Consider the following 22,758-nt stretch of genomic DNA (forward strand, 5'->3'; position numbering starts at 1 on the left):
GCCGGGCAGGGCGAGGGCCGAGTAGATCGGATCGATCGTGAACCCCATTCTAGACCAACCACAGGACTCGGAGCGTGAACGCGCCCGTGACAGGAGGATGATCTTCGTGCGCCGCCGCTTCACCATCCTCTGGCTTCCGCTCATCGCTCTCGGCGCGATCACCTACCTGATCGCCTCGGCGCAGACCCTGACGACGAACGGCCTCAATCTCGTTGGCCTGGCTCTCATGGCTGCCGGCGTGCTCGCCGCGGCATGGGATGCGGGTGAGCGGTCGTGACGGCGGTCCGAGGCCAGCGAGACGCGGCGATCGACGCCGTGAACGTCTCCACGCACCTGCACGGTCGCGATCAGAAGCGCATCGAGGCCGCGATGCGCGCGGTCGCCCGCGCTGACGATGGGTTCCTCGACCCGAACAAGGTCCGCGCCGAGCTCACGAACGAGTACGGGCTGACTGTCAACCCACGAGTCCTCTCAGCACGCTACCGGCTGCTGCACCGACGCCGCGTGATCGTGCACGCCGGTACCACGAAGAACCAGGACGTCGCCGGAGGCAATCACGGGAAGCCCATGTGGCTCTACGAAGTCATCGACGAGGCGTGGCTGAACGACGGGGACGGTGATCAGTGATGGTGGCGTTCAAGATCCGTGTGCAGCGCACCACAAGATTCCCCGCTGGCCGCTCCCGAGTGCTCGAGACTCCGTTCGCCGCTCGCATGTGGGAGATCTACGAGGTCAACCAGGCTACGGGGGAGGACGAGTACTACGGGTTCGCGCTCTCCCAGGACGCCGCCGTGCGTGTGGTCTCTGACGTCCTCAAGCAGCGCCGCGGCCGTGCCGCACTCGAAGAGTTCATGCACGCCTACGCCGCGGAAAAGGGTCTGGGGCTTCGCCTCGTGCACCGTCTCCCCCATGCCCCCCGAATCCATGTCTGGCGCCTCGGTGACGGCACAGAGCCTGTGGAGGTGCCATGTTGAATGTCCCCGGACAGATCGACCTCCTCGAGGTCCTCAGCGCGCACGGCGACACGAAGTCGCGCCAGACAGTCCGCCTCGCCAGCGGGGAAGAGCACCGCGCGAAGGTGAAGCTGCCCGAAGAGATCTCCGCCTGGTACCGCGACCACACCAGCGACTGGTGGTACGGCGAAGAGGAGTGCATCGGCTGCGGTCAGGTCGAACCCCGCAAGGGCCTCTACGTGGGTCACGGCGTCCAGTTCGACGAGACCGGCACCCAACTCCTGCCGAGCGGCCCCGGCATGGCGGAGAACGGCGTGTGCATCCTCATGTCGTTCACCGCGATGCACGCCAACATCGCCCGGGCGGTCGCCGACGGCAACCCCCAGTACGACGAATGGCGCCGCCGCTGCTACCTCCACGACACCCCGACGAACAAGAAGCGGTGCCCGAAGGCTCACTTCGCCGCTGACGCCGAGCACAAGGCACGCCTCGCCACGAAGGTGTGGGGCTCGGATGCGTGGAAGGAGCTGGCCTGGTCATGACCCGTCTGAGAACCACTCACTCGAACTCGAGTGTCCGCGCCCGCGCCGAGGCCCTCGTCGAGCACCACGGAAGCATCCGCGCGGCTGCCGAAGCAGTCGGGATCTCCTACGACACCCTCGCCCGTGTCCTCCGGTTCCCGAACACCACCGTCCAGGAACGCACCTACCGGGCGATCACCCGCGCCCACGCCGCCATGCTCCGTGCACGGAAGCGCCGCGACACCGTGGCGGGCGCGGTCGTCGCGGACTTCGCGACCACCCCGGAGGGGCGAGCGTTCATCGCGGAATGCCGAGGTGAGGCATGACCACCACGAAGAACTACACACCCGGCCGCGCTCGCCGCCGGTGCCGGGGTTGCGGGGTCACCGAGCTCTCGTGCACGAGCATCGCCCGCGACACCGGCCACCCCTGCTGCCCGAAGTGCAAACACGACACGAAGGAGGACGACTGATGCCACTGCTGAAGAACTGCTCGCACAAGATGTGCGACCACCCGGTGTTCCCGTGCCGGGGCTGTGGGGCCACGGCCATGGCGTGCACCGCGCAGAACCACCTCAAACACGAGTGGTGCTGCGGGAGTTGCGATCACACGAAACCGAAGCGAATCGAGGACTGACCATGCCCACCACGACCAAGGACAAGACGCTCTCTCAGAGGGACTTCCGAATGGTGGAGAGGATTATCAGCCGCCTCGCCGGCACCCGATTCGATGCGGACAAGATCCTCGCCTACTCCCTCGGCATCGTCGAACTCGAGTCCGGTCCGCACAGCCTCGTCATCGAACTCGAGCACCTCGTCTTCGACGAGAACGGCGACAAGATTCTCAAGGAGGACGACACCGGCTATGTCACCCGCACCCGGAAGTTCCGCATCCCCCTCGGCGAAGAGATCAAGGGGTGACCGCGATGACCAACGCTGACGACGCGAAGGAACACCTCACCGTGGTCCACAACTTCATGGACGGCAAGAAGGAACGCGAGACCCGCCGCATCACCCGCGACCTCTCCGCCCGACTCAACCCGATCATGTTCACCTCGGCGCTCGCCGCGACGCTGCCGCATGTCGCGAAGGACGAGGACGGGCCGACGCATTTCGTGGGGATCGTGTTCACCCCGGCGAACGTTCTGACGGTCGCGTCGACGGGGTCGACGATGATCGTGTGCAAGATCCCTGCCCGGGACGGTGCCCGTGTCACTGGTGACGTCGTCGCTGACTCGGTGACGGTGTCCCCGGTCATGGCGAAGCAGCTGATGGGGTTCACTGGTCTCACCCCGAAGGAGGCGTGGGACCCGGAGCTCGAGCTCACGGTCACCGGCACCGGCCCCGACAAGGTCACGATCCGCGCCACCGACCGGACCGGCCTGTTCGAGGGCAAGTCGTTGCGTCTCCCGGTGTCGGAGCCGGGTACGGACCTCGCGCGTGCCGTGCACGTCCTCGAGTCCATGGCCGGCCAGCAGCCCCGCAGTGTGCGCACCACCTCGGTGCCCGCGAACATGCTCAAGACGTTCATCGCCTCGGCGGAGAAGTTCGGTGGCGACGTCGAGGTGGAAGCGATCTCGGACACCCTGTGGCGCATCTCCTCTGGCACCGCGTTCTACGGTCTCGCCGCCCGCCCCGTCGAGGCCGCCGAGACCGACGAGAAGAAGCTCGCCACCAACGACGCCCGCCGCAAGGACCGCGACCAATGGTCCCTCGACCTCACAGGGGTCGGCCAGGAACTCGTCAGGGGGCTGCAGTGAGCCGCCTCATCGACCGCATGCTCATTCTCCCCGCCCACATCTGGGTGTGGATCATCACCAGGAGGAACCGGAAATGACCACCCAACTGTTCATGCAGCTCTTCTCCATCGTCGCCGCCGGCCTCGCGATCGGCTTCACCATCTACGCGTTCAGATCCAACGCCAAGACCCGCCGAGCGATCAACGAGCAACGCGAACTCCTCGCGGCCGCCGAGGCGAGGAAGAAGACCGAACGGGAACAGGCCATGCAGGTCATGACCCTCCTCGGTGCCCTCAGCGGGCAGACCCCCGTCGAACCCGTCGCGGTCAAGGAAATCAAGCACCGCGATGAGGTGTGCTGGCACTCCGCCGACGGCAGCCGCCACGAGCACTACCAGGCCGGCTACGACGGCGACCCCGGCCCATCCGAAGACGGACTCCACGCCCGACCTCTCACACCACGTGGACTCTGACATGCCAGCCCCAGTCTGCTCAAAGTGCGGCCGCGAACGCACCAGCAACGACGTCCGCGACTACAGCCCGAGCCAATTCATCACCGGGCAGCCATTCGGCTGGTACTCCGGCGACGACGGCGAATTCTGCGGCGACTGCCTCGCCGCGGTCATCGAGAACTAGTAGCCGACCACACCAACGGGAGAACAACAATGACCATCCACCAACTCGCACCCAAGCTCTACAACTGGGCATCCATCCTCGAAGACGACACCCGCGCCCAGGCGCTCGCCACATCGGAGATGCCGTTCGTGCACCCGCATCTCGCGCTCATGCCCGACGCACACCTCGGCAAGGGCGCCACGGTCGGCTCGGTGATCCCCACGGATGGTGCGATCATCCCGGCCGCAGTCGGTGTCGACATCGGGTGCGGCATGATCGCGGTGCGCACCCAGTGGACCGAGAACGACTTCTACGACCGCATCCCGAAGCTCTCGGACGTCCGTGAGGACATCGAGCAGCGCGTGCCGCTGTCCGCCGGCCGCTACAACAAGGGGCTCACGGCGACCGCGAAGAAGCGGGTCAACGAGCTCGGTGAGATGTGGGACGCCACTTGTCCGCTCGACCCTGAGGTGTACGCCGGCAACTGGGATCTGCAGCTCGGCACGCTCGGGTCCGGGAACCACTTCATCGAGGTCACCGTCGACGAGGAGGACCGCGTGTGGGCGTTCCTGCATTCCGGGTCCCGCGGCATCGGCAACAAGATCGCCCAGAACCACATCAAGGTCGCCGACGCTCAGATGAAGAAGTGGTGGGTCACCCTGCCCGACCGGGATCTCGCGTACCTCGTCGAGGGCACCTCTGAGTTCGACCACTACATCGCCGAACTGAACTGGGCGCAGCACTTCGCGCTCCTCAACCGTGAGGAGATGATGGACCGAGTCATCGAGATCCTCGCCAGCTACATGGGCGAGGACGTCATCGAGGCGGAGCGCATCAACTGCCACCACAACTTCACCCAGAAGGAGCACCATTTCGGTCGCAACCTCTGGATCTCCCGGAAGGGCGCGATCAGTGCCCGACCCGGTCAGCCGGGCCTCATCCCCGGCTCCATGGGCACCGCGTCCTACGTCGTCGAGGGCCGCGGCAACCCCATGTCGTTCTACTCCTCCCCGCACGGTGCCGGCCGCAACTTCTCCCGCTCGAAGGCGCGCAAGACGTTCACTCACAAGCAGTTGCGCGAAGCGATGCGGGGCATCGAGTACCGCGACACGGACGCGTTCATCGACGAGATCCCGCAAGCGTACAAGGACATCTACCAGGTCATGGCCGACGCGTCGGATCTCGTCAAGACCCGACACGTGTTCCACCAGCTCATCAACGTGAAGGGCGACTGAAATGGGCAAGTATGTAATCAATCGCGACGGCGACAAGCTGGAACTACGCTCGCAGGGCGACGGGTCCATTCTGGTAAGCCTGATCTCTCGAACACGTGGCGCATGGCTAAACTCGCTGTCCGTTCCTCTGAGTGAACTCAAACGCATCGTCGACAGGGTGGCTAAGGACAACCCGCGCCTCTTACTGGACCAGCACCCAGAGGCGGTTCCCTCCCCCCCAGCCGAGCTCACGATCACGAGGAGCGCGCTGCGGCAGATCATCGAGGAAACCAAGTTCGGTGACATGGGAGCCGTCAGACCGATCCTGTTCGCGACCCGACTCGGCTTCACCGTCGTTGCCGACCCGGTACCGACGGAAGCCGAGAGGATCGAGAGCGCCCTCGACCTCTACGACCTTGACGATATCGGCAACGAAGGCCGCGCGAGGTTCGCCGCGCAGCTCGCCGCCGACGGGTTTCGCGCACCGGGAGGTGAGGGCCGTGGGTGAGAAGAAGTACACGGCTGAGGACTTCGCGGTCGTGGAGTTCGCCAAGCACCGGGACGGGAGTCAGGCGGCGCGGATGGACCCCGGCGACAGCCTCCCGTGGCGTATTGTGTGCGGGCAACGGTCAATGTCCTGGTTCAACGACTACGACATGGCCGAGGGCGGCTGGGTGCCGGTCCCGTCGTCCCCGGCCAAACACACGATCACGGAGAGCGAGTTCAGGGAAGCGCTCGGCAGGCCCCGCACTGGGGGCAGGACTGAAAGGACGCTGGCGATTTTGGGAGAACTCGGCGTCGCCGTAGTCCCCGACCCGGAGCCGACGAACGCGGAGCGGCTGGCGGACGACCTCATGCAGGCCGACCGCGACGGCGGCCAGCCCTACCGTGGCGGCGACTGTCCCGCGCTCACGTGGTTCACCGGTCTGTGAACCTCACCGGCCGCAACCGATTTCACCGAACCTCACCGGACCCGCGTGCCGGATCGGGGAAACCCGGACACCAAGCGAAAGGCTCAGACCATGAATGACACACCCACCTCACTCCCCGGGAACCCCGAAGCCGAAGCCGTAGCGAGACTCACCGCCGCAACCACGGTTGCTGCTGAGGGTGACCCGTCCGCGAACGTCCTCGCACTGCTGACATACACCCAGGCGACCCTCGCCCTCGCGTTCGAGACCAGGACGGCGACGCTCGTGGCCCTCCTCGACTCGGGTGCCCTCGGCGCCGACTACACGCAGGTCGCCGACCAGGTCACCACCCGCCTCGGATTGGAGAACGACGATGACTGAGTGCCGCCCCTGCCGGCTGGGCCGGTGTGACAGGTGCACCGGGTTTGACGGCCCGATGACTACGCACCCGGACGGCCTGCCCCTGTGCACGCACGACCATGACAAGAACGGAGGCGACAATGACTGACACCCGAATCGAGTCGTGGCTGGCGAAACGCCGGAGCATCCACGCGGCGGCGACGGAAGAGTCAGACGGTAAGGAGTGGTTCGCGGCACGGTACACCCTCGTTGCAGGAGACGACTCTGGGGACCCGGATGAGATCATTGGGGACATTCGCAGGAGGCAGTACGCCACCGCCATTGCCGACGCCCACAACCACCTCCCGGCGTTCGTTGCCGTGGTGGGGATGGTGCTCGACCGGCACCGACCGGACGCCCTCTACCAGACGGCGGACCAGTGCGAGAACGACGACGAGGAGCACCAGGACTCCCGCCACTGGGAGGCTGAGGACGGGACGCTCCTGTGCGAGGACTTACCCGCTGGCATCACACAGTGCCGGACTTGCCGGTATGACGATGGGGAGCCCGAGGACTACCCGTGCGCGGAACTCCGCGCCATTGAGGCGGTGATCGGGGATGGTGAGTGAGGAGACCCGCCAGGCTCTCGCGGCACAGCGGCAGCAGAATTACGCGTTAGGGGAATTCGATGGTTGATATCGATCTGGGATGGGACGAGAAGGCCGTGGACCACGCGGTCGCGCATTACACCAACGAGCACCGGCCGACGCTGGAGAACATCAACGGGTACAGGAGATTCGCGACAGGTGCCCGGTGGCAGCGGGACCAGCTGCGCTCGGATGAGGCGGTGGAGAGGGTGGCTATCCACATGTGCGCAACGACGATGCAAGAGTCGATTTGGCCGAAGCTCAGCACCGACGAGCAAGACGAGTGGAGGGCAGAGGCCCGGGCCGCGATCAACGCACTACTGGGGGAGGAGAAGTGAGCGACCGGATCGACTCCCGCAAGCTCGACCTGAGCGGCATCGCCAGTGCCGCCGAGGCGATGAGCGCTGCGTTTCACTCATTAAGGGCTCCGCGAGGATTACCCCAGCTCATCTATCCGACGGTCCCGTGCAGGTTTTGCGGTGAGGTATACCGGAGCGTGAAGCTGTTCGATCTCGACCGCCTGTGCCCAGACTGCACCATCGCGCTCGAGCGCATCGCCGAGACGATCGGGCACCCCATGTCCGCCACGGACCTCGCGCGCCTCGCCGACCGGTCGAGCCGCTGGACGGGCCAGGCTATCCGCTACGGCCGCCCGTGGCAGGACCACGTGCCAGCGCACAACCGGCACCTCCTTAACGAGCAGCCATGAGGAACTGCTCAGCGCACGCCCGCGCCGGGATCTCACGCTGGTGGCGGAAGTGCACCAAATGGACGCCGCGAGCTCGGGCGAAAGCACTCAGGGCGGAAGCGGCAGAAGCGCGCGTGGCCTGGTTCCGGGAAACGCTCGAAGAATTCCGCACGCAAGACCCGGCATTCGAACGGCTGCTGAACCCGCCCAGGCTCAGGGACGGAGGCATCCTGTGAGGCCCTGGGAGGCCCGATGGTTCCGATTCTGAGCCTCCCGCACGACTTGACTACCCCAACTGACCCCACCCACGAGAGGAGACGACCCGGATGCCATGGCTTCGCAACGGTGACACGTCCGCCAACCACCCAGTCGTCCTCGCAGTCCTCGAAGACCAACGATGCGACGACCGCCTCCTCAACGAAGCATTCGGATTCGTCCTCCGCTGCGCACTCCAATCCACCGCCCACCTCACCGACTACATCATCAGCCACGGCACCGCAGTCCAAATGGCCGGACAGACACGAGCCCACGAACTCATCAGCGTCGCGCTCGCCGCGGGTTACCTCACCGAGGTGACTGACGGGGAAGGGCGACGCGCCTACAAGCTCATCCAAGACGACACCTTCATCCACATGCGAACGAGAGAGGAGATCGAATGGGAACGCCAGCGCAAGCTCGACAACGCGAACCCGGGGCTCACGATCCCCGTGCGCCTCCGCGACGGCGACGCGTGCCGCTACTGCGGCCTGGTCGTGAACTTCCACGGCGACCGGCGCGGACAGAAGGCGGGAACGTATGACCATCTGACCAGGCAGGTGCAGTCACCAAACGACATGGTGGTCGCCTGCGGCAGATGCAATGCGACCCTGTCCGATGCGCCGAGGTCTCACCGTGAGAGTCTCCTCATGCCGGCCCCGAAGAAGCCGTACTTCAAACCGAAGACCCTCGAGTGGTTGCGTGCCCACGAGTATGTGATCGCTCACAACATCGTCCTCCCCGACGCTGCCGAACCGGACATGAAGGCCGGGAGTGTTCCTCCCGGCCGCGACGCCGGCACCGCGGCGACGAGGGCACCTGAGAAGAATCCTGCATCCCGGGCCGAGGGACTATCCGACCCCCAGTCGGAGTCAGCCCCCGCGGGAGACGTTCACCGGTCCGAGGGACCGCACGACCACCAGTCGTGTGATGACCCCGCGGTGGACACAGTCTGGTCCGAGGGACTATCCGACCCCCAGTCGGAGTCAGCCCCCGCAGACGCCGGCTCTGGTCCGATGGGACCGCCCGACACCAACCAGTCGGAGCGTGACCCCGCAGAGCCACCCAGCAGGTTCCAGCAGGTCCCAGCAGGTCGCCGGCATCCAGGATCTGGATATGCCGGGTCGGGACGGGACGGGTCGGTGACGGGTTCGGTTCGGGACGGGCCTGGCCGGGCTGGGACGGGACGGTCGGCGCCACCTCCTGCCCTCGTGAACCCTGGTCCTTCGAGGAAGCGTGGCAGGAGGAGAAGGTGAAGCTTGAGGACTACCGTGCCCTGCAGGCCAAGGCCATGTCGGAGAGACAGCTGCAGGAGCTCATCATCGATCTCGCGAAGCGAATGGGCTGGCTGAGCTTCCACGACTATGACAGTCGCCGTTCGACGCCGGGGTTCCCGGATCTGGTGATGGTGCACCCGAGGCAGCGTCGAATCCTGTGGCGTGAGTTGAAGTCGGAGACGGGCACGACAAGGGCGGAGCAGAAGGCGTGGATCTCGGCGCTGTCGCTCGTCGGTGCGGACGTGGATGTGTGGCGGCCCCGCGATTGGGTGAGTGGCCGGATCGAGAAGGAGTTGAGGGGACAATGACGATGTGGGATGCGCGTGAGGTGAGGTCGGCGTCTCTGCCCGAGCTGATCCGGTTGTGTGGTCCGTTGGCCGGGCAGCTCGAGGTGTCGATCCTCAGGCAGGATGCTGTGGCCCCGGCCAGTGGTGGGCGATCGTCGGACGTCACCCCGATCCTGTACCGAGTGGGTGCGGCCGATGTGCTCGATGAGATCACCTCGGTGTTGCGTGCGATCCTCGGTGCGTGGGTGCGTGAGCAGGAGCGGCCGACGTTCCGGATGCTCGATGTGCCGCAGCTCGTGGCCAGCCTCGACCCGCTCAAGAACTGGGTGGTCAAGCACGAGCAGGCTGAGGTGTGGCATGAGCGTCTGCTCGAGCAGTGTCTCGCTGGTCTCGGGCAGATCGACATTCCACCCGAGCGCGTGTTCGCTGGCGTGTGCCCGACTGCTGGGTGTGGTGTGGACCTGTGGCCCACCATCGGTGAGGACGTGATGGTGTGCCCGAAGTGCAAGGTGCAGGTGGACGTGCGTGCTCGACGTCGTGAGGGTCTGCGTCGCATCGAGGGATACGAAGCGCCACTGTCGCGCATCGTTGATACGTTGCGTGCTGCAGGTGAGCAGATCACGCAGGAGCAGGCGAGGCAATGGGCAACGAGGCGAGATGTTCGTGGTCGTGTGCTGTTGCGTGCAGTCGGTCAGGATCAGCGTGGTTCGCGTCTGTATCGTCTTGGTGATGTGCGATCGGTGATGCTTCGCACGACACGCCGCAACACGCGAAGGTCCCGAGGTGCTTGACATTTGTCACGTACCATTCTCGTAGAGTCACCAGAGGTGGCGATGAAGGTCTGACACAGTGTCCTGTGCCAGGCCTTCCGTCATGTTCGGAGGCGGTCAGTGAAGAAGCTCTGCTCGGTCAAGGGATGCCCGACCCTCTTCGATGGCCCCAAGTCCCGGTGCCCGGACCATGAGCGTACCGCCGACCGTACTCGTGGCACGTCCCGTGAGCGTGGGTACGACTGGAAGCACGAACTGACATTCCGCAAAGCGGTGCTCGCTCGTGATCCGATCTGCGTCGAGTGCCACCGTCGCCGGGCCACCGACGCCGACCACTACCCGAAGTCACGGCGCGAGCTCGTCGCCGCCGGCCTCGACCCGAACGACCCCCGCTACGGTCGCGGCCTGTGCGGACCGTGCCACTCGGCATCGACCGCCCGCCGGCAGCCCGGAGGCTGGGCGGCAGGTTGACTTGCCTCTCTGATACCCCAGGGGGAGGCAACCGAACCTGTTCCCACTCCGTACCGACGGGGAGGCCTCAGATAACCAAAACGGGTTCAAACATTTTCAAATTCCCAGGTCAGAAACCCTATTCGCTTGCCCGGTCGGACTCGTTCTGACCCTCTGGGTCAGCCGCTCCGCGAGCGATTCGCGGGGCACTTCTCATGTCGGCGCGATGCCGAGGAACGGAGTATACCCATGGTCAGTGGAGGCCCGCGCAGCCGATCCGGCCCACCCGTCGACCCGAATTCTGGCCGCTCGGACCGCCGAGGGCTGACGTTCAAGCAGCTCCCCGCCGAGGGCTACCACGGCCCGGTGCCGGAGTTCCCGCTGCCGAAGATGATCCGCCGCCGCGTGGTCGTCGTCGACAAGACCCGCACCGTCGAGGTCGACAACACGGCCACGATCTCCCTGCGCCGGCGGGAGATGAAGGTCTGGCGTGACGTGTGGGCACTCCCCCAGGGCCGCGCATGGTCCGCTCCCCGGTATCGGTGGCTGTGGTCCTCGATCGGCGAGTACTGCCGGCTGAAGGCCCTCGTCGAGAAGGAGCCCGACGCGAATGCCACCCTCGTCGCCCAGCTGCACCGTTACCGCGACCAGATCGGCCTCACCCAGGCCGGAATGCGCGAGCTCGGCTGGGACATCACCGACGACGAGGTCGCCGACAAGCGCGCCGAGGCCGCAACGAAGGAACCCACAGCGCCGACGCCCTCGGCCCGAGACAGGCTGAAGGCCGCCGGTGGACGCTCATAGCGAGCAGCCGGCACCCCTGACCCTCGACTTCGACCCCCGGCACACCCTCGGATTCCTCGCCACCGACTGGATCGAGGCGCACTGCCGCGTCCCCGGTGGCGTCTACGAGGGCGAGTCGCTGACGTTCAACGGCTGGCAACTCTACTGCACGGTCAATCACTACCGCATCCGCCCGAACGCCGTCGTCGACCGTCGTCGGCTCCTCGCGCCGTTCCACTACCGCCGATCGATCGTCGTCGGCCCCCAGAAGGCGCTCGCGCTGGACACCCCAGTGCCGACACCCAACGGGTGGACCACCATCGGAGCGATCGACGTCGGTGCCGAGGTGTTCGCCGAAGACGGCAGGCCAACGCGAGTGGTCGCCAAGTCAGCGGTGTTCCACTCGGACACCTACCGAGTGACGTTCTCAGACGGGTCGTCGCTGGTGGCCTGCGGTGACCACGAGTGGTGGGTTGAAGTCCGGACTCCGTCGGCGAAGTATGAGGCCGCCCGGCTTCGCACGAAGGATATGATCGGTCGCCTCGAGGATAAGCATGGCGCTCGCAGGTTCCGGGTGCCGAACGCTCGACCACTGCAGTTGCCTGAAGCAGACTTGCCGCTCGACCCGTACCTGCTCGGAGTGTGGTTGGGAGATGGCGAGACGGACGGCGGCCGCGTCATCTGCCCGGACGCCGAGGTGTTCGACCGGATCCGCGGACTTGGATACCAAGTTCGCGACGAAGACTCAAAGACGTTGCGACACGGGATTGCTGGCCTGCGCCGGCAGCTCCGCGACGCGGGGGTTCTTGGTCACAAACATATTCCGAGAGAGTACCTGCGCGCTTCAGCACAGCAGCGGTGGGCGCTTTTGCAAGGCCTCATGGACACCGATGGGCATGCGGACTTGCGCGGCAAGTGCGAGTTCACGACGGTGCTGCCCGAGCTCGCCGAGAACGTCATGGAACTCTTGGCCACTCTGGGTGTGAAGCCGCTGTGCTTTGAAGGGGAAGCGACACTCTACGGCAGGGTGACGGGCCCGAAGTTCCGGATATCGTTCTCTGCGCGATCGGACATGCCGGTGTTCTCCCTCCCGCGCAAGCAGAACCGTCTGAAGGAACCAGGTCGTTCGCACGCCCAATTCGAGCATCGTCGGATCGTCGCGATCGATCGCATCGCAGACGAGCCGACACAGTGCATCACGGTCTCCGCCGGCTCTCACGTGTTCTTGGCCGGTAAGGAGATGATCCCGACCGGCAACTGCGGGAAGTCCCCGTGGGGTGCCGGACTCCTCCTTCTCGAGGCCGTCGGCCCCTCTCTCTTCGACGGGTGGGCGCTCGCCGACGACGTCTACCGCTGTGAGGACCACGGTTGTAGCTGTGGGTGGGAGTACGTCTACGAGCCTGGTGAGGCGAAAGGCCGGCCGCGCAGTAAGTCCCTCATTGGGCTCGTCGCGTTCGCTGAGTCCCAGACGAACAACGTCTACGAGCCGCTGCAGACGATGATCCTCTCTGGGCCGTTGCAGGAGTTCGTGCACGTGCGGGAGGGCTTCATCCGACTTCCCAACCGCGGGAAGATCGTGCCCCTGTCCTCGGCGGCGAAGTCGAAGCTCGGTCAGCCGCTCACCGGGGCGCTCGGCGACGAGTCGGGCCTCTACACCGAGACGAACAAGATGCTCGACACGTGGAACACGATCTCGCGCGGTGTCGCCGGCATGCAGGGGCGCACGATCGAGCTGACGAACCCGTGGGATCCCATGGAGAACTCCGCAGCGCAGCGCGGGTTCCAGTCCCGGCAGAAGGACATCTTCCGCTACCACCGCAAACCACCGGTCGACCTCGACTACAAGAAGAAGCGCGACAGGGCGAAGATCCACCAGTACGTCTACTCCGACTCCCCCTGGGTCGACACCACCTCGGCGATCGACCCTCTCGCCGAGGAGCTCGTGGAGACTGACCCCACGCAGGCGGAACGCTTCTACGGCAACCGCCTCGTCCAGGGCCTCGGCTCCTACATGCTCGAAGCGCTCTGGGACCGCACCCAAGCCCAGGTCACAGTCCCCGACGGCACCATGATCACCCTCGGCTTCGACGGCTCCCGGTCCGCCGACTGGACCGCGCTGCGCGCCGAGACCATCGACGGCCACCGCTTCACCCCCACCTACGGACCTGACGACCGACCCACCTACTGGAACCCCGACGAGTGGGAAGGTCGCATCCCCCGCTCGGAGGTCACCGCCGCCGTCGACGAGCTCATGGCCCGGTACCGGGTCAACCGCTTCTACGTCGACCCCCGCCACTGGGAGACCCAGGCCGACGCCTGGGCGGCCAACCACGGCGAGGACGTCGTCGTGATGTGGCCGACGAACCAGATCAACCGCATGTACGACGCCCTCGTCAGGTACCTCGAGGACACCACCGAGGAACTGACCACCCACGACGACTGCGAACAGACCAAAACCCACGCGCTCGCCGCCAGGAAGGTCGCCAAGCCTGGGGACAAGTACATCCTCGGCAAACCGTCCGAACACCAGAAAATCGACCTCCTCATGGCCGACGTCCTCACCCACGAGGCCGCGGCAGACTCGCGCGCCGAGGGATGGGACGAGGTCGACAACCGCATGTGGGTCTACCGATGACAGAAAGGGGTGAGCGTGGCTCTCTCAAGCGACGAGCAGACTCTGTTCTCGGAACTCCGGAACCGGCACGAGAAGGCTCGCCCCACTCTCGCCCGACTGGACCGCTACTACGAGGGCATGCAGAGACTCGAACACATCGGTCTCGCCGTACCCCCTGACCTGCGCAGGTTCGAGACGATCGTCAACCTGCCCCGCATCGCCGTCGACGAACCCGAACGCCGCCTCGACGTGAAGTCCCTCATCCTCCCCGGCCAGGAACTCGCCGACGCGGGCCTGCGCGAGGGCTGGGAGTACAACGACATGGACGCCCAGGCCCCGCAGGCGCACCGTGAGGCGATGATCTTCGGCCGCTCGTTCATCACCGTCGGCTCCAACGAAGACGACACCGACCAGCCGTTCATCACCGTCGAATCCCCCCGGTACATGAACGCCCTCATCGACAACCGCACCCGCCGGATGAAAGCAGCCCTGCGCCAGTACATCGACCACGCCAGCCGGCAGGACTCCGCGACCCTCTACCTCCCCGACGCCACGATCTGGCTCGAACGTCAGAACGCCGGCGCGTGGAAGGAAGTCTCCCGCGACAAGCACGCGCTCGGCCGCGTCCCGGTCATCATGCTCCTCAACCGGCAGCGCCTCGGCTCCTGGGACGGCACGAGCGAGATCCACGACATCATCCCGATGACCGACGCCGTCGCCCGCACGCTCACGAACCTGCAGATCGCCGCCGAAACCCACTCGGTGCCACAGAAGTACGTCCTCGGCATGACGAAGGGCGACTTCGTCGACAAGAACGGCGACCCCATCCCTGTCTGGGAGTCATACTTCTCCGGCATTTGGGCACACGCGAACAAGGACGCGAAGGTCGGCAGCTTCACCCCGTCCTCGCTGAAGAACTTCCACGACACCGTCAACCACTACATGGCGCTCGCCGCCGCGATCACCGGCCTGCCCACCCGGTACATGGGTCAGCAGTCGGTCAACCCGGCCGCCGAGGGCGCGATCCGTGCCGACGAGGCCCGGCTGGTGAAGAACTGCGAACGCAAACAGGTGTCCTTCGGCGCCGGCTGGGGTTGGACCATGGCGCTGCGTGAACGGTTCCGCACGGGCCAGTGGCCTGTCAACGGCCGCATCCGGGTCGAATGGCACGACGCCGGCACCCCGACGATCTCGCAGCGCTCCGACGCGATCCAGAAGCTCGCCGGCGGCACCCCGATCCTCTCCCGCGAGGGCGCGTGGGATGAGATGGGCTGGTCCGAGGCACGCAAGGCCAAGGAGCGCGAGTACTTCGCCCGCCAGGATGCCGACCCGTATCTGAACCGCGAGCGGGAGAAGGAGCAGGAGCAGGATGTCTCTGCCCTCGTCGGCGCTGACGTACCAGCGGCAGATCGGGGCTGAGAAGCTCGAGGCTCTCGACGCGGTCAACCGCCAGTGGTCGCGCATGGGCACCGACTTCGACGCCGGCTGGATCCGTGTCGGCCCCCAGATCACCCGGATCGTCACGACCGCGCAACTGCGCATGGCGCAGGCCGCCGCCGACTACCTACCGTCGGCGCTCGCCGAGGTGGGGCTGAGCTCGCAACTGGCCGGGCAGGTCGTGCCGGGGGCGTTCGCAGGAGTCAACGGACAGAACGGCCTTCCGCTGGCTGAGGCACTGAGCTTCTCCGTAGTCCGGGCGAAGATGAGCGTCGCCGAGGGCGCGCAGGCTGGTCGCGCGTTGCAGCGCGGCGGTCAGTGGCTCACGCTCGCCGCCGGCACCGCGATGGCTGATGCTGGACGGTCCGCCGAGGCGGCCGGTCTGGCGGCATCGTCGGCAACGGGGTTCGTGCGGATGCTCAACCCCCCGTCGTGCCCACGGTGCGTGGTGCTCGCGGGGCGCTGGTACCGCTGGAACGCCGGCTTCGACCGGCACCCGGGGTGTGACTGCCGTGGAGTCCCGGCGTCCGAGGACGTCGCCGGGGACATGACCACGGACCCCTACGCCTACTTCGAGTCTCTGTCGCCGGCGCAGCGAATCCGTGACTTCGGGGCCAGTGACGCTCTCGCGATCGAAGAGGGCGCCGACATCTTCCAGGTCGTCAACGCCCGCCGTGGCATGGCGGCCGCCGGCAGGTTCACGCGCGAGGGCACAACCCGCCGAGGATACTTCCGGTCGGGCACAGAGGCAGGTCGTGCCGGTCGCCGCCGGCTCTCGGTGCAGGAGATCGTTCGCCGCTCCGGCGGCGACCGCGCGGCCGCCAGGGAGCTGCTTCGCCGGTACGGCTACATCACCGAGCAGGGCCAGAACCCCCACGGAGTCATCCGGATGGGCGCCGGCTCGTCGTCGGGCGGGATCCGCCGGGTGGCCACGGGTGCTGGTGGCACGCGCCGCCCGACACCGCCGACCGCACCTGGGGCTGCGACATCGGGTGCTGGTGGTGGAGCGAAACCGCCGCGGCCGCCGCGCGCCGGGGCAACGGCACCTGGCCCTGACCCGAAGCGTGGGAAGATCACGTTCCCCGATGATCCGAAGTCGATGCCGCAGCGCCACGAGGTTGAGACTGCGATGGTCCTTGCCGCGAACGGGATGAACGTGAAGTTCCGTGAGGTGGTGCATGGCCGGGAGGTGAAGAATCCCGATGTCGAGGTCGACGGAACCATTTGGGAGTTCAAAGCACCGACTGGTGAGGGCCAGCATACGATATCGAACCAGTTCAGACGAGCGAGGTCTCAGGCAGACCGAATGGTCTTGGACACTCGTCGAACGAGGCTCCCGGACTCGGAGATCCGCGCCGAGGCTCAACGTCGACTCAACCGTGACCGAAGGCTCGTCGAGGTCATCCTCGTCACCAAGAGCAACACCCTGGAACGACTGCGCAAATCGGCATAGAATGGGAGGTGAACGGCTTTCGCAGTCCCGTATTGGACAGCGCGAGCCGTTCTCTATTTCTCCCGTCGTGTGGCCCGCGCCGATTCCTTCTGACACGACGATGGGGGCTACGCCCGCCCGTTCAGTCGGCCTGTTATCTCAAGGCTGAGGCAGGGACCCCCATCGCCACTGATTTTACCACCCTCGTCCGTGCGATGCGGTCGAGGCCGCTACTGCGCGATGCAGTCAACCAAGGAGGCTCTCATGCTTCGCACCACTCCCGCTATCACCCTCAACCCGTTCTCCTCTGCCGATCCGCGCATGCGGTTCTTCGCCGCTCCGGCCGATGCCGCGACGGCCGGCGGTGACTCTGGCGATCAGGGCACCACCGGCACCGACGGTACTGCCGCGCAGGACGGCGCAGGTTCGGGAGATGAACCGAACGATGACGACGGCCTCCGCGAGGGAGGTCTCAAGGCGCTGCAGACCGAGCGTGATGCACGCAAGCAGGCCGAGAAGGAGAACGCGGATCTCAAAGCTCAGATCAAGGCCTTCGAGGATGCGAACAAGTCGCAGGCCGAGAAGGACGCCGAGGAGCGGGAGGAGCTGCAGAAGGCCAACTCTGAGAACGCGTCGCTCGTGCTCAAGTACCAGGTCGCTGAGTCCAAGGGCCTCTCCCTTTCGGCGGCCCGGCGTCTGAGCGGGTCGACGAAGGAAGAGCTCGAGGCTGATGCCGACGAGCTGAAGAAGATCCTCGGCCAGGCAACACCGCCTCCGCCCCCGACACCTCAGCCGGACCGTTCCCAGGGGAACGGTTCGGATAAGCCGAAACCCAAGAACCTGGCGGATGCTGTCACCCAGCATTACGCCTGACCTAGTGAAAGGACAGCGCAATGCCTGTCACGCTCGTTGAAGCGAAGAACAACACTCAGGAAGACTACGATCCGGCAGTCATCGACGAGTTCCGCAAGGAATCGTCGATCCTCGACTCCCTGATCTTCGACGACGCGGTCAACCCGGCCGGCGGTGGGGCGACCCTCACCTACGGTTACCGCCGACTCAAGACTCAGGCGACCGCTGCGACTCGTCCACTCAACACCGAGTACACGCCCGGCAGCGTCGAGACCTCGCACCACTCCACGGAACTCGCGGTCCTTGGTGGTTCGTTCGAGGTCGACCGTGTGATCGCCTCGCTCGGCCCCGCCGCCTCGGCTGCCGTTGCCCTGAACATGGGGCAGAAGATCAAGGCCGCCGTGACGAAGTTCCAGGATCTCGTCATCAACGGCGACACTGCCACGGACGCCGCCGGCTTCGACGGCCTCGACAAGGCCCTCGTCGGTTCCTCGACCGAGATCAACGGGAACGCGGACTGGACGGACTTCGATACGAACCCGCGCGCCGAGCACAAGGCACTCGACCTCATCGACGAGTTCCTCATGTCGCTCGACGGCACCCCGACGGTGATCCTCGGCAACAAGCGCGCCATGGCGCGCCTGCGCGCCGCTGCACGCCGTGCTGGTGAGTACGTCAAGAACCCGGTCGAGGACCTGGTGGGGCAGGACGGACGTCCGATCGTCCGCGAAACCTACGGCGGGATCCTCTTCGCCGATCCGGGCGCGAAGCCGGGCACCAACGACCCGATCATCCCGATCGCGGCCGACGGCACCACCGACATCTACGCCTACCGCGTGGGTCTCGATGGATTCCACGGTGTCACCACCGTCGGCTCGCAGATGGTGCGCACGTGGCTGCCCGACTTCACCTCCTCGGGCGCGGTGAAGAAGGGCGAGGTCGAACTCGGACCTGCCTCGGTCGCGCTCAAGGCCACCAAGGCCGCCGCCGTCCTCCGCGGCATCAAGGTCAAGGCGGTGTGAGCAACATGAAACGCGTGACCACCCCAGTCAAGGGATACACCGGAACCGTCGCCGGTGTCGTCTTCTCCGACGGCCAGGGGCGCACCGACGACCCCGCCGCGCTCGCCTACTTCGAACGTCACGGCTACCGCCTGACCGACGAAGAGCCCGAGCCGACCGGCGACGCCGATTCCACGGATGACGACGAGACCGGTACCGACGAGACGCCTGCCACCGGCGATGCCGACGCTCCACTGGATGCCGCCGACACCGACGATGACGGCGACTCTGACGAAGAGGAGCACACCGGGCCGGCGGTCAAGCCCAGCGGCAATAGCTCGAGACAGGCATGGCGCGACTACGCGCTCGCCACCGGTCGTTCCGAGGAAGAGCTTGAGGGTCTCAACCGCAACGAGATCCGCGAACTCGTCGACAACTGAGTGAAGGGACTGGATGGTATGGCTTTCGCGAACCTCCAAGACGTGCAGACCCGTCTCGGCCGCCGCATCGACGATGCGGTCGAGGTCGAGCAGGTCAACGCGTGGATCAGCGACGTCGAGGCCACCATCCAGTCCCGGATCCCTGACCTCGCTGTCAGGGTTGCCACTGACCCGGTGTACGCCGCGCTGGTCACGAAGATCGTCGCCCAGGTTGTGGGCCGGAAGGTCAAGAACCCCGACGGCAAGCAGAACGAACGCATCGACGACTACTCCTACGGCCTGGGCTCGGAGGCGGCTCGCGCCGACCTCAAACCGACAGCCGACGAGTGGGAGGAACTCGGCCCGGGTACCGAAGGCTCCGAGGCGTTCTCGATTACGATGCAGCCCCGCCCGGGGTTCGCGGAAGTGTGGCCAGACCGGTGGCCGTGAGCGCGCTCCGTGCCGGCCGGGCCCTCGCCGAGCGGATGATGGTCGACCACGTCATCATCCGCCGCATCACCGGCCAGGAAACTGACCGGGTCACCGCCAAGGTCACCCCCGTCACCCAAGTCGTCTACGACGGCAAGGCCAAGCTGCAGTCCTACGAAGGCTACGAGCAGTCCCGCGACACCGCTGGCGTCCAGTACACGGTTCAGCGCCTCTCGATCCACCTGCCCGTCGGCGCATACCGCATCAACGTCGGCGACGTCGCCGAGATCATCACCTCCACCGTCGACCCGCTGCTCGTCGGACGGCAACTTCGCCTCGTCTCCGAGGCCCCGTTCAAGACGTTCGGCACCGCCTACCGCGTGTTCGTCGACTACATCGCCGACTGAGGAGGACCCGTGCCGCTCGACACCTCAGAGACCCAGAAGCTCCTCAACGCGATCGACGACTTCCAAGTCGCCGTCCGCACTGAGGGTGAAGCGATCCTCACCAAGGGCGCCGTCGAGGCCCGCCGCAACCTGCAGGCCGAAGCACAGAAGTCCGAATACTTCAAACGGATCGCCCCGGCAATCAACTTCGACAAGCGTCGCACCGCCCGCGGCGTCGAGATCGAACTCGGCCCCGACAAGGACCGCGTCGTCCGAACCTCAGCCCGAGTTGCCAAGCGCAGCCACAAGACCAAGCCTGCGACTCCAGGCAAACTCGCCCCCATCGCCTACTTCGGCGGTGCCAACGGCGGCGGAGGCACCCTCGACTTCGACGAACCCGTCGAACGCGAGTTCGACGTCATCGACGACTACCTTCACCGCCTCGGAGACATGCTGTGAGCATCCTCGCACTCACCGACGCGATCGAAGCGCTCTTTCCCGAGGACACGCACTTCGAGGCCGTCAAGCCCAACGAGCGCGGCCAGTACCTCGACACCCTCTTCCCGTGGACCGTCGCCCGCGTGCAAATCCCGACCACCCGCTCACGGTCCCTCGCCCACAACCGCCTCGCCCGCCGCGTCCGTGTCAACGTCACCATCGCCGGCGTCACCCACGAATCCGTGCGCGCCGTCTACGCCAACCTCGACCCACTCATCCAGGGCGCTCGCCCCATCGCGGAGGGGTGGTCGACCTCGCCGTTGGATCTCGTCAACGCCCGCGAGATCGCTGAGGACGAGTCGCTGACGTTGACGACCGCGAACCGGCATCCGGTGTTCACGGTCCTCGAGTACGAGCTCACCGCCACCCAGCACTGACCACCATCGCCCTCCTGAGGCCCCGCACCGTCCCGGTTCGGGGCCTTCGTCATACCCGAAAGGTGCACCTCATGCCCTACTTCGTCCGCGTCAAGGACACCTCGACGAAGCACCAGTTCGATGTGCCGGAAGACGACCCGCGCATCGGCAAGGCGTTCGAGCTGCTCAACGACGACCGGTACCCGCGCGCCCGCGCCCCGCGGCCGCCGAAGCATTACGTCCCCGCGAAGCGGTCCAGTGCCGCTGACCGGGATTCGTCCGACGACAGCCAGGAGTCGGACGGCGAGGCCAAGGCATCCGCCGACGCCACCGAAACACCTGAGTCGAAGCCGGCTCGGGCCAACTCAAGAAAGTGAGGCCAGTCATGGCTGAAATTCCATCGACGCCGGCGGACGGCAACTTCAAGGTCGTGTTCGTCCCGGCGATCGCCGACACCAAGGCTCCGAAGCTCACCGAGGTCAACGCGGCGGGTGCACTCGACATCAGCTGCTACCTGACCGGTGACGGGTGGTCCCCGACGAAGGAGCAGGCGACGATCTCTGATCCGCGCCTGTGCTCGCGTCAGGAGTTCGGTCGCCCGGGCCGCAAGACTCCGGGCCTGTCGATCACCGTCATCGACAACACGAACTCCGACAACGCCACCGACTCCAACGAGGCCGTCGAGACGATCCGTGAGGGCGTCAGCGGCTACTACGTGGAGCGCATCGGCGTCCCCTACGAGGAGCCGTTCGAGGCGGGCCAGAAGGTCACCATCTACCCGGCCACCGCCGGTGAGAAGCAGGTCCTCGCCCCCGAGGCGAACTCCGTCACCCGCGCCACGATCCCGCAGTTCATCTTCGGGGACGTGCGCACGGACGTCGCGATCGCCGCCTGACCGCACCAACCTCCTGTCTCCGCCCGGCACTCCCGTCTGGGCGGGGACAGGTTCTCATCCATCGCTCACGGGAGGAACGGGAGATCACACCATGTCCAAGCTCGGAATCACTCGCCCCACCGCCGTCGTCGACCTCGTCACGAACCTCGAACTGCTCGCCGACCACCAGGCCGCACGCGAGGAGCTCGATCGCCTCAACAGGCTCACCACCGCCAAGGAACGCCTGAACAACCCGTACTCCGCTGACATGCGCGCGGTCGCGGAGAAGATCCTCGACATCGAGAAGAAGATGGACGAGTCGACCGTGTGCGTGAAGCTCAAGGCGCTCAAGCGCGCCGAGTTCGCCGAACTGGTCGCAGCCCACCCGGCGCGCGAAAACAACGACGTCGACAGCCACTTCGGGTTCAACACCGATACGTTCGCCGACGCCGCCATTCCGAAGTCGATCGTCGGTGCGCACCGGAAGCTCTCCGGCAAGAAGGTCGACTTCACCGGTGACGACTGGGCTGAGGTGTCTGAGGAACTCTCGGACGCACAGTACGCCGACTTCACCTCTGCGCTCATCGGCATCAACCGGCAGGCCACGTCGGTCCCTTTCTCACAGACCGCCTCCGCCGTGAACCGCAGCTGAGACGCGAAGTCGAGGCCGCCGAGCGCCTCGGCATCAGCGTCAAACGCTTCAACGGCTGGGAGCCGACCATCACCTACGTCTACGACGACGATGGTCGGCTCCTCTCGTCCCAGGCCGAACCCGAATGGGACGAGACGCAACGCGACTGGTTCCTCTCCCTCGCCGAGTACCGGGCTGGCTTGTGCCCGATCTGCGGGTACGAGAAGGCCGTGTGCCAGGCGATCGAGAACGCCGGCAAGTTCGCCCCCAACCCGCCCGCCCGCTGTCACGCGACGACGGCGCTGCGCCAGTACCAGAAGGACCGCGAGTACGCCGTCCCCGACGCCCTCGTGTGGTCCGTCGGACTCCAACCCTGACCTTC

General features: G+C 66.1%; 36 protein-coding genes. All 36 read left to right on the forward strand.

Features of this window, described 5'->3' with window-relative positions; translation table 11 throughout:
- Positions 1 to 97: 97 nt before the first annotated feature.
- The 36 genes from ACQ1RG_RS16480 (at position 98) to ACQ1RG_RS16655 (ending at position 22,753) form a co-directional block, all read left to right on the forward strand.
- Positions 98 to 277, forward strand: a complete 180-nt coding sequence (locus tag ACQ1RG_RS16480; protein ID WP_430600298.1) for a hypothetical protein — start codon at positions 98 to 100, stop codon at positions 275 to 277.
- Positions 274 to 627 (forward strand): hypothetical protein, encoded by a 354-nt coding sequence (locus tag ACQ1RG_RS16485; RefSeq protein ID WP_430600299.1) that lies wholly within the window; start codon positions 274 to 276, stop codon positions 625 to 627. Before ACQ1RG_RS16480 ends, ACQ1RG_RS16485 begins: the two co-directional genes overlap by 4 nt.
- Positions 627 to 974: a hypothetical protein gene (locus tag ACQ1RG_RS16490; protein ID WP_430600300.1), complete on the forward strand. Its 348-nt coding sequence runs from the start codon at positions 627 to 629 to the stop codon at positions 972 to 974. The genes ACQ1RG_RS16485 and ACQ1RG_RS16490 overlap by 1 nt, the downstream gene beginning before the upstream one ends.
- The gene (locus tag ACQ1RG_RS16495; RefSeq protein ID WP_430600301.1) at positions 968 to 1,495 is read left to right on the forward strand and encodes a hypothetical protein; all 528 of its coding nucleotides are present in this window, start codon (positions 968 to 970) and stop codon (positions 1,493 to 1,495) included. The genes ACQ1RG_RS16490 and ACQ1RG_RS16495 overlap by 7 nt, the downstream gene beginning before the upstream one ends.
- Positions 1,492 to 1,800 (forward strand): hypothetical protein, encoded by a 309-nt coding sequence (locus tag ACQ1RG_RS16500; protein WP_430600302.1) that lies wholly within the window; start codon positions 1,492 to 1,494, stop codon positions 1,798 to 1,800. The genes ACQ1RG_RS16495 and ACQ1RG_RS16500 overlap by 4 nt, the downstream gene beginning before the upstream one ends.
- Positions 1,797 to 1,946, forward strand: coding sequence for a hypothetical protein (locus ACQ1RG_RS16505; protein WP_415711421.1), 150 nt, complete (start codon positions 1,797 to 1,799; stop codon positions 1,944 to 1,946). The genes ACQ1RG_RS16500 and ACQ1RG_RS16505 overlap by 4 nt, the downstream gene beginning before the upstream one ends.
- A gap of 166 nt (positions 1,947 to 2,112) precedes the next feature.
- Positions 2,113 to 2,394: a hypothetical protein gene (locus ACQ1RG_RS16510; RefSeq protein ID WP_430600303.1), complete on the forward strand. Its 282-nt coding sequence runs from the start codon at positions 2,113 to 2,115 to the stop codon at positions 2,392 to 2,394.
- Between the two features lie 5 nt (positions 2,395 to 2,399).
- On the forward strand, positions 2,400 to 3,233 hold the full coding sequence (locus ACQ1RG_RS16515) for a hypothetical protein (RefSeq protein WP_430600304.1): 834 nt from the start codon (positions 2,400 to 2,402) through the stop codon (positions 3,231 to 3,233).
- 73 nt (positions 3,234 to 3,306) lie between these two features.
- On the forward strand, positions 3,307 to 3,684 hold the full coding sequence (locus ACQ1RG_RS16520) for a hypothetical protein (RefSeq protein WP_430600306.1): 378 nt from the start codon (positions 3,307 to 3,309) through the stop codon (positions 3,682 to 3,684).
- Position 3,685: 1 nt separating this feature from the next.
- A complete protein-coding gene (locus tag ACQ1RG_RS16525) occupies positions 3,686 to 3,847 on the forward strand; it encodes a hypothetical protein (RefSeq protein ID WP_430600307.1) in 162 nt (53 codons plus the stop codon).
- 29 nt (positions 3,848 to 3,876) lie between these two features.
- Positions 3,877 to 5,061 (forward strand): RtcB family protein, encoded by a 1,185-nt coding sequence (locus tag ACQ1RG_RS16530; protein WP_430600309.1) that lies wholly within the window; start codon positions 3,877 to 3,879, stop codon positions 5,059 to 5,061.
- Position 5,062: 1 nt separating this feature from the next.
- Positions 5,063 to 5,548: a hypothetical protein gene (locus ACQ1RG_RS16535; RefSeq protein ID WP_430600310.1), complete on the forward strand. Its 486-nt coding sequence runs from the start codon at positions 5,063 to 5,065 to the stop codon at positions 5,546 to 5,548.
- Positions 5,541 to 5,972 carry a hypothetical protein gene (locus tag ACQ1RG_RS16540; RefSeq protein ID WP_430600311.1) on the forward strand — a complete coding sequence of 144 codons (432 nt, stop codon included), beginning with the start codon at positions 5,541 to 5,543 and terminating at the stop codon, positions 5,970 to 5,972. The genes ACQ1RG_RS16535 and ACQ1RG_RS16540 overlap by 8 nt, the downstream gene beginning before the upstream one ends.
- Before the next feature lie 90 nt (positions 5,973 to 6,062).
- A complete protein-coding gene (locus tag ACQ1RG_RS16545; RefSeq protein ID WP_430600313.1) occupies positions 6,063 to 6,332 on the forward strand; it encodes a hypothetical protein in 270 nt (89 codons plus the stop codon).
- A 119-nt stretch (positions 6,333 to 6,451) separates the two neighbouring features.
- On the forward strand, positions 6,452 to 6,919 hold the full coding sequence (locus ACQ1RG_RS16550; protein ID WP_430600314.1) for a hypothetical protein: 468 nt from the start codon (positions 6,452 to 6,454) through the stop codon (positions 6,917 to 6,919).
- Between the two features lie 59 nt (positions 6,920 to 6,978).
- The gene (locus ACQ1RG_RS16555) at positions 6,979 to 7,275 is read left to right on the forward strand and encodes a hypothetical protein (protein ID WP_430600315.1); all 297 of its coding nucleotides are present in this window, start codon (positions 6,979 to 6,981) and stop codon (positions 7,273 to 7,275) included.
- Positions 7,272 to 7,646, forward strand: a complete 375-nt coding sequence (locus ACQ1RG_RS16560; RefSeq protein WP_278372200.1) for a hypothetical protein — start codon at positions 7,272 to 7,274, stop codon at positions 7,644 to 7,646. The genes ACQ1RG_RS16555 and ACQ1RG_RS16560 overlap by 4 nt, the downstream gene beginning before the upstream one ends.
- 305 nt (positions 7,647 to 7,951) lie before the next feature.
- Positions 7,952 to 9,136, forward strand: coding sequence for a hypothetical protein (locus tag ACQ1RG_RS16565; RefSeq protein ID WP_430600316.1), 1,185 nt, complete (start codon positions 7,952 to 7,954; stop codon positions 9,134 to 9,136).
- Positions 9,133 to 9,465: a VRR-NUC domain-containing protein gene (locus ACQ1RG_RS16570; RefSeq protein WP_430600318.1), complete on the forward strand. Its 333-nt coding sequence runs from the start codon at positions 9,133 to 9,135 to the stop codon at positions 9,463 to 9,465. The genes ACQ1RG_RS16565 and ACQ1RG_RS16570 overlap by 4 nt, the downstream gene beginning before the upstream one ends.
- Positions 9,462 to 10,235: a hypothetical protein gene (locus tag ACQ1RG_RS16575; protein ID WP_430600319.1), complete on the forward strand. Its 774-nt coding sequence runs from the start codon at positions 9,462 to 9,464 to the stop codon at positions 10,233 to 10,235. The genes ACQ1RG_RS16570 and ACQ1RG_RS16575 overlap by 4 nt, the downstream gene beginning before the upstream one ends.
- A gap of 252 nt (positions 10,236 to 10,487) precedes the next feature.
- Positions 10,488 to 10,685 carry a hypothetical protein gene (locus ACQ1RG_RS16580; protein ID WP_430600320.1) on the forward strand — a complete coding sequence of 66 codons (198 nt, stop codon included), beginning with the start codon at positions 10,488 to 10,490 and terminating at the stop codon, positions 10,683 to 10,685.
- Between the two features lie 228 nt (positions 10,686 to 10,913).
- The gene (locus ACQ1RG_RS16585; RefSeq protein ID WP_430600321.1) at positions 10,914 to 11,468 is read left to right on the forward strand and encodes a hypothetical protein; all 555 of its coding nucleotides are present in this window, start codon (positions 10,914 to 10,916) and stop codon (positions 11,466 to 11,468) included.
- Positions 11,455 to 14,082: an LAGLIDADG family homing endonuclease gene (locus tag ACQ1RG_RS16590; RefSeq protein ID WP_430600322.1), complete on the forward strand. Its 2,628-nt coding sequence runs from the start codon at positions 11,455 to 11,457 to the stop codon at positions 14,080 to 14,082. Before ACQ1RG_RS16585 ends, ACQ1RG_RS16590 begins: the two co-directional genes overlap by 14 nt.
- A 15-nt stretch (positions 14,083 to 14,097) precedes the next feature.
- Positions 14,098 to 15,480 (forward strand): phage portal protein, encoded by a 1,383-nt coding sequence (locus ACQ1RG_RS16595; protein ID WP_430600324.1) that lies wholly within the window; start codon positions 14,098 to 14,100, stop codon positions 15,478 to 15,480.
- Positions 15,431 to 16,951, forward strand: a complete 1,521-nt coding sequence (locus ACQ1RG_RS16600; protein WP_430600326.1) for a hypothetical protein — start codon at positions 15,431 to 15,433, stop codon at positions 16,949 to 16,951. Before ACQ1RG_RS16595 ends, ACQ1RG_RS16600 begins: the two co-directional genes overlap by 50 nt.
- Before the next feature lie 243 nt (positions 16,952 to 17,194).
- A complete protein-coding gene (locus tag ACQ1RG_RS16605; protein WP_430600327.1) occupies positions 17,195 to 17,803 on the forward strand; it encodes a hypothetical protein in 609 nt (202 codons plus the stop codon).
- Between the two features lie 20 nt (positions 17,804 to 17,823).
- Positions 17,824 to 18,804, forward strand: coding sequence for a major capsid protein (locus tag ACQ1RG_RS16610; protein WP_430600328.1), 981 nt, complete (start codon positions 17,824 to 17,826; stop codon positions 18,802 to 18,804).
- 14 nt (positions 18,805 to 18,818) lie between these two features.
- The gene (locus tag ACQ1RG_RS16615) at positions 18,819 to 19,223 is read left to right on the forward strand and encodes a hypothetical protein (RefSeq protein ID WP_430600330.1); all 405 of its coding nucleotides are present in this window, start codon (positions 18,819 to 18,821) and stop codon (positions 19,221 to 19,223) included.
- Positions 19,224 to 19,652, forward strand: coding sequence for a Gp19/Gp15/Gp42 family protein (locus tag ACQ1RG_RS16620; protein WP_430600332.1), 429 nt, complete (start codon positions 19,224 to 19,226; stop codon positions 19,650 to 19,652).
- Positions 19,649 to 20,038: a DUF6093 family protein gene (locus ACQ1RG_RS16625; RefSeq protein ID WP_430600334.1), complete on the forward strand. Its 390-nt coding sequence runs from the start codon at positions 19,649 to 19,651 to the stop codon at positions 20,036 to 20,038. The genes ACQ1RG_RS16620 and ACQ1RG_RS16625 overlap by 4 nt, the downstream gene beginning before the upstream one ends.
- Before the next feature lie 9 nt (positions 20,039 to 20,047).
- Positions 20,048 to 20,476, forward strand: a complete 429-nt coding sequence (locus tag ACQ1RG_RS16630; protein WP_430600335.1) for a hypothetical protein — start codon at positions 20,048 to 20,050, stop codon at positions 20,474 to 20,476.
- Positions 20,473 to 20,892, forward strand: a complete 420-nt coding sequence (locus tag ACQ1RG_RS16635; protein ID WP_430600337.1) for a hypothetical protein — start codon at positions 20,473 to 20,475, stop codon at positions 20,890 to 20,892. The genes ACQ1RG_RS16630 and ACQ1RG_RS16635 overlap by 4 nt, the downstream gene beginning before the upstream one ends.
- 71 nt (positions 20,893 to 20,963) lie before the next feature.
- The gene (locus tag ACQ1RG_RS16640) at positions 20,964 to 21,248 is read left to right on the forward strand and encodes a hypothetical protein (RefSeq protein ID WP_197931901.1); all 285 of its coding nucleotides are present in this window, start codon (positions 20,964 to 20,966) and stop codon (positions 21,246 to 21,248) included.
- Positions 21,249 to 21,256: 8 nt separating this feature from the next.
- Positions 21,257 to 21,766: a hypothetical protein gene (locus ACQ1RG_RS16645; RefSeq protein WP_430600339.1), complete on the forward strand. Its 510-nt coding sequence runs from the start codon at positions 21,257 to 21,259 to the stop codon at positions 21,764 to 21,766.
- Between the two features lie 91 nt (positions 21,767 to 21,857).
- A complete protein-coding gene (locus tag ACQ1RG_RS16650) occupies positions 21,858 to 22,397 on the forward strand; it encodes a hypothetical protein (protein ID WP_430600340.1) in 540 nt (179 codons plus the stop codon).
- Between the two features lie 209 nt (positions 22,398 to 22,606).
- A complete protein-coding gene (locus tag ACQ1RG_RS16655) occupies positions 22,607 to 22,753 on the forward strand; it encodes a hypothetical protein (protein WP_197931904.1) in 147 nt (48 codons plus the stop codon).
- The last annotated feature ends 5 nt before the right edge of the window (positions 22,754 to 22,758 follow it).

This window comes from Brevibacterium sp. K72, from assembly GCF_050562175.1.
GTDB classification, from domain to species: Bacteria; Actinomycetota; Actinomycetes; order Actinomycetales; family Brevibacteriaceae; genus Brevibacterium; species Brevibacterium casei.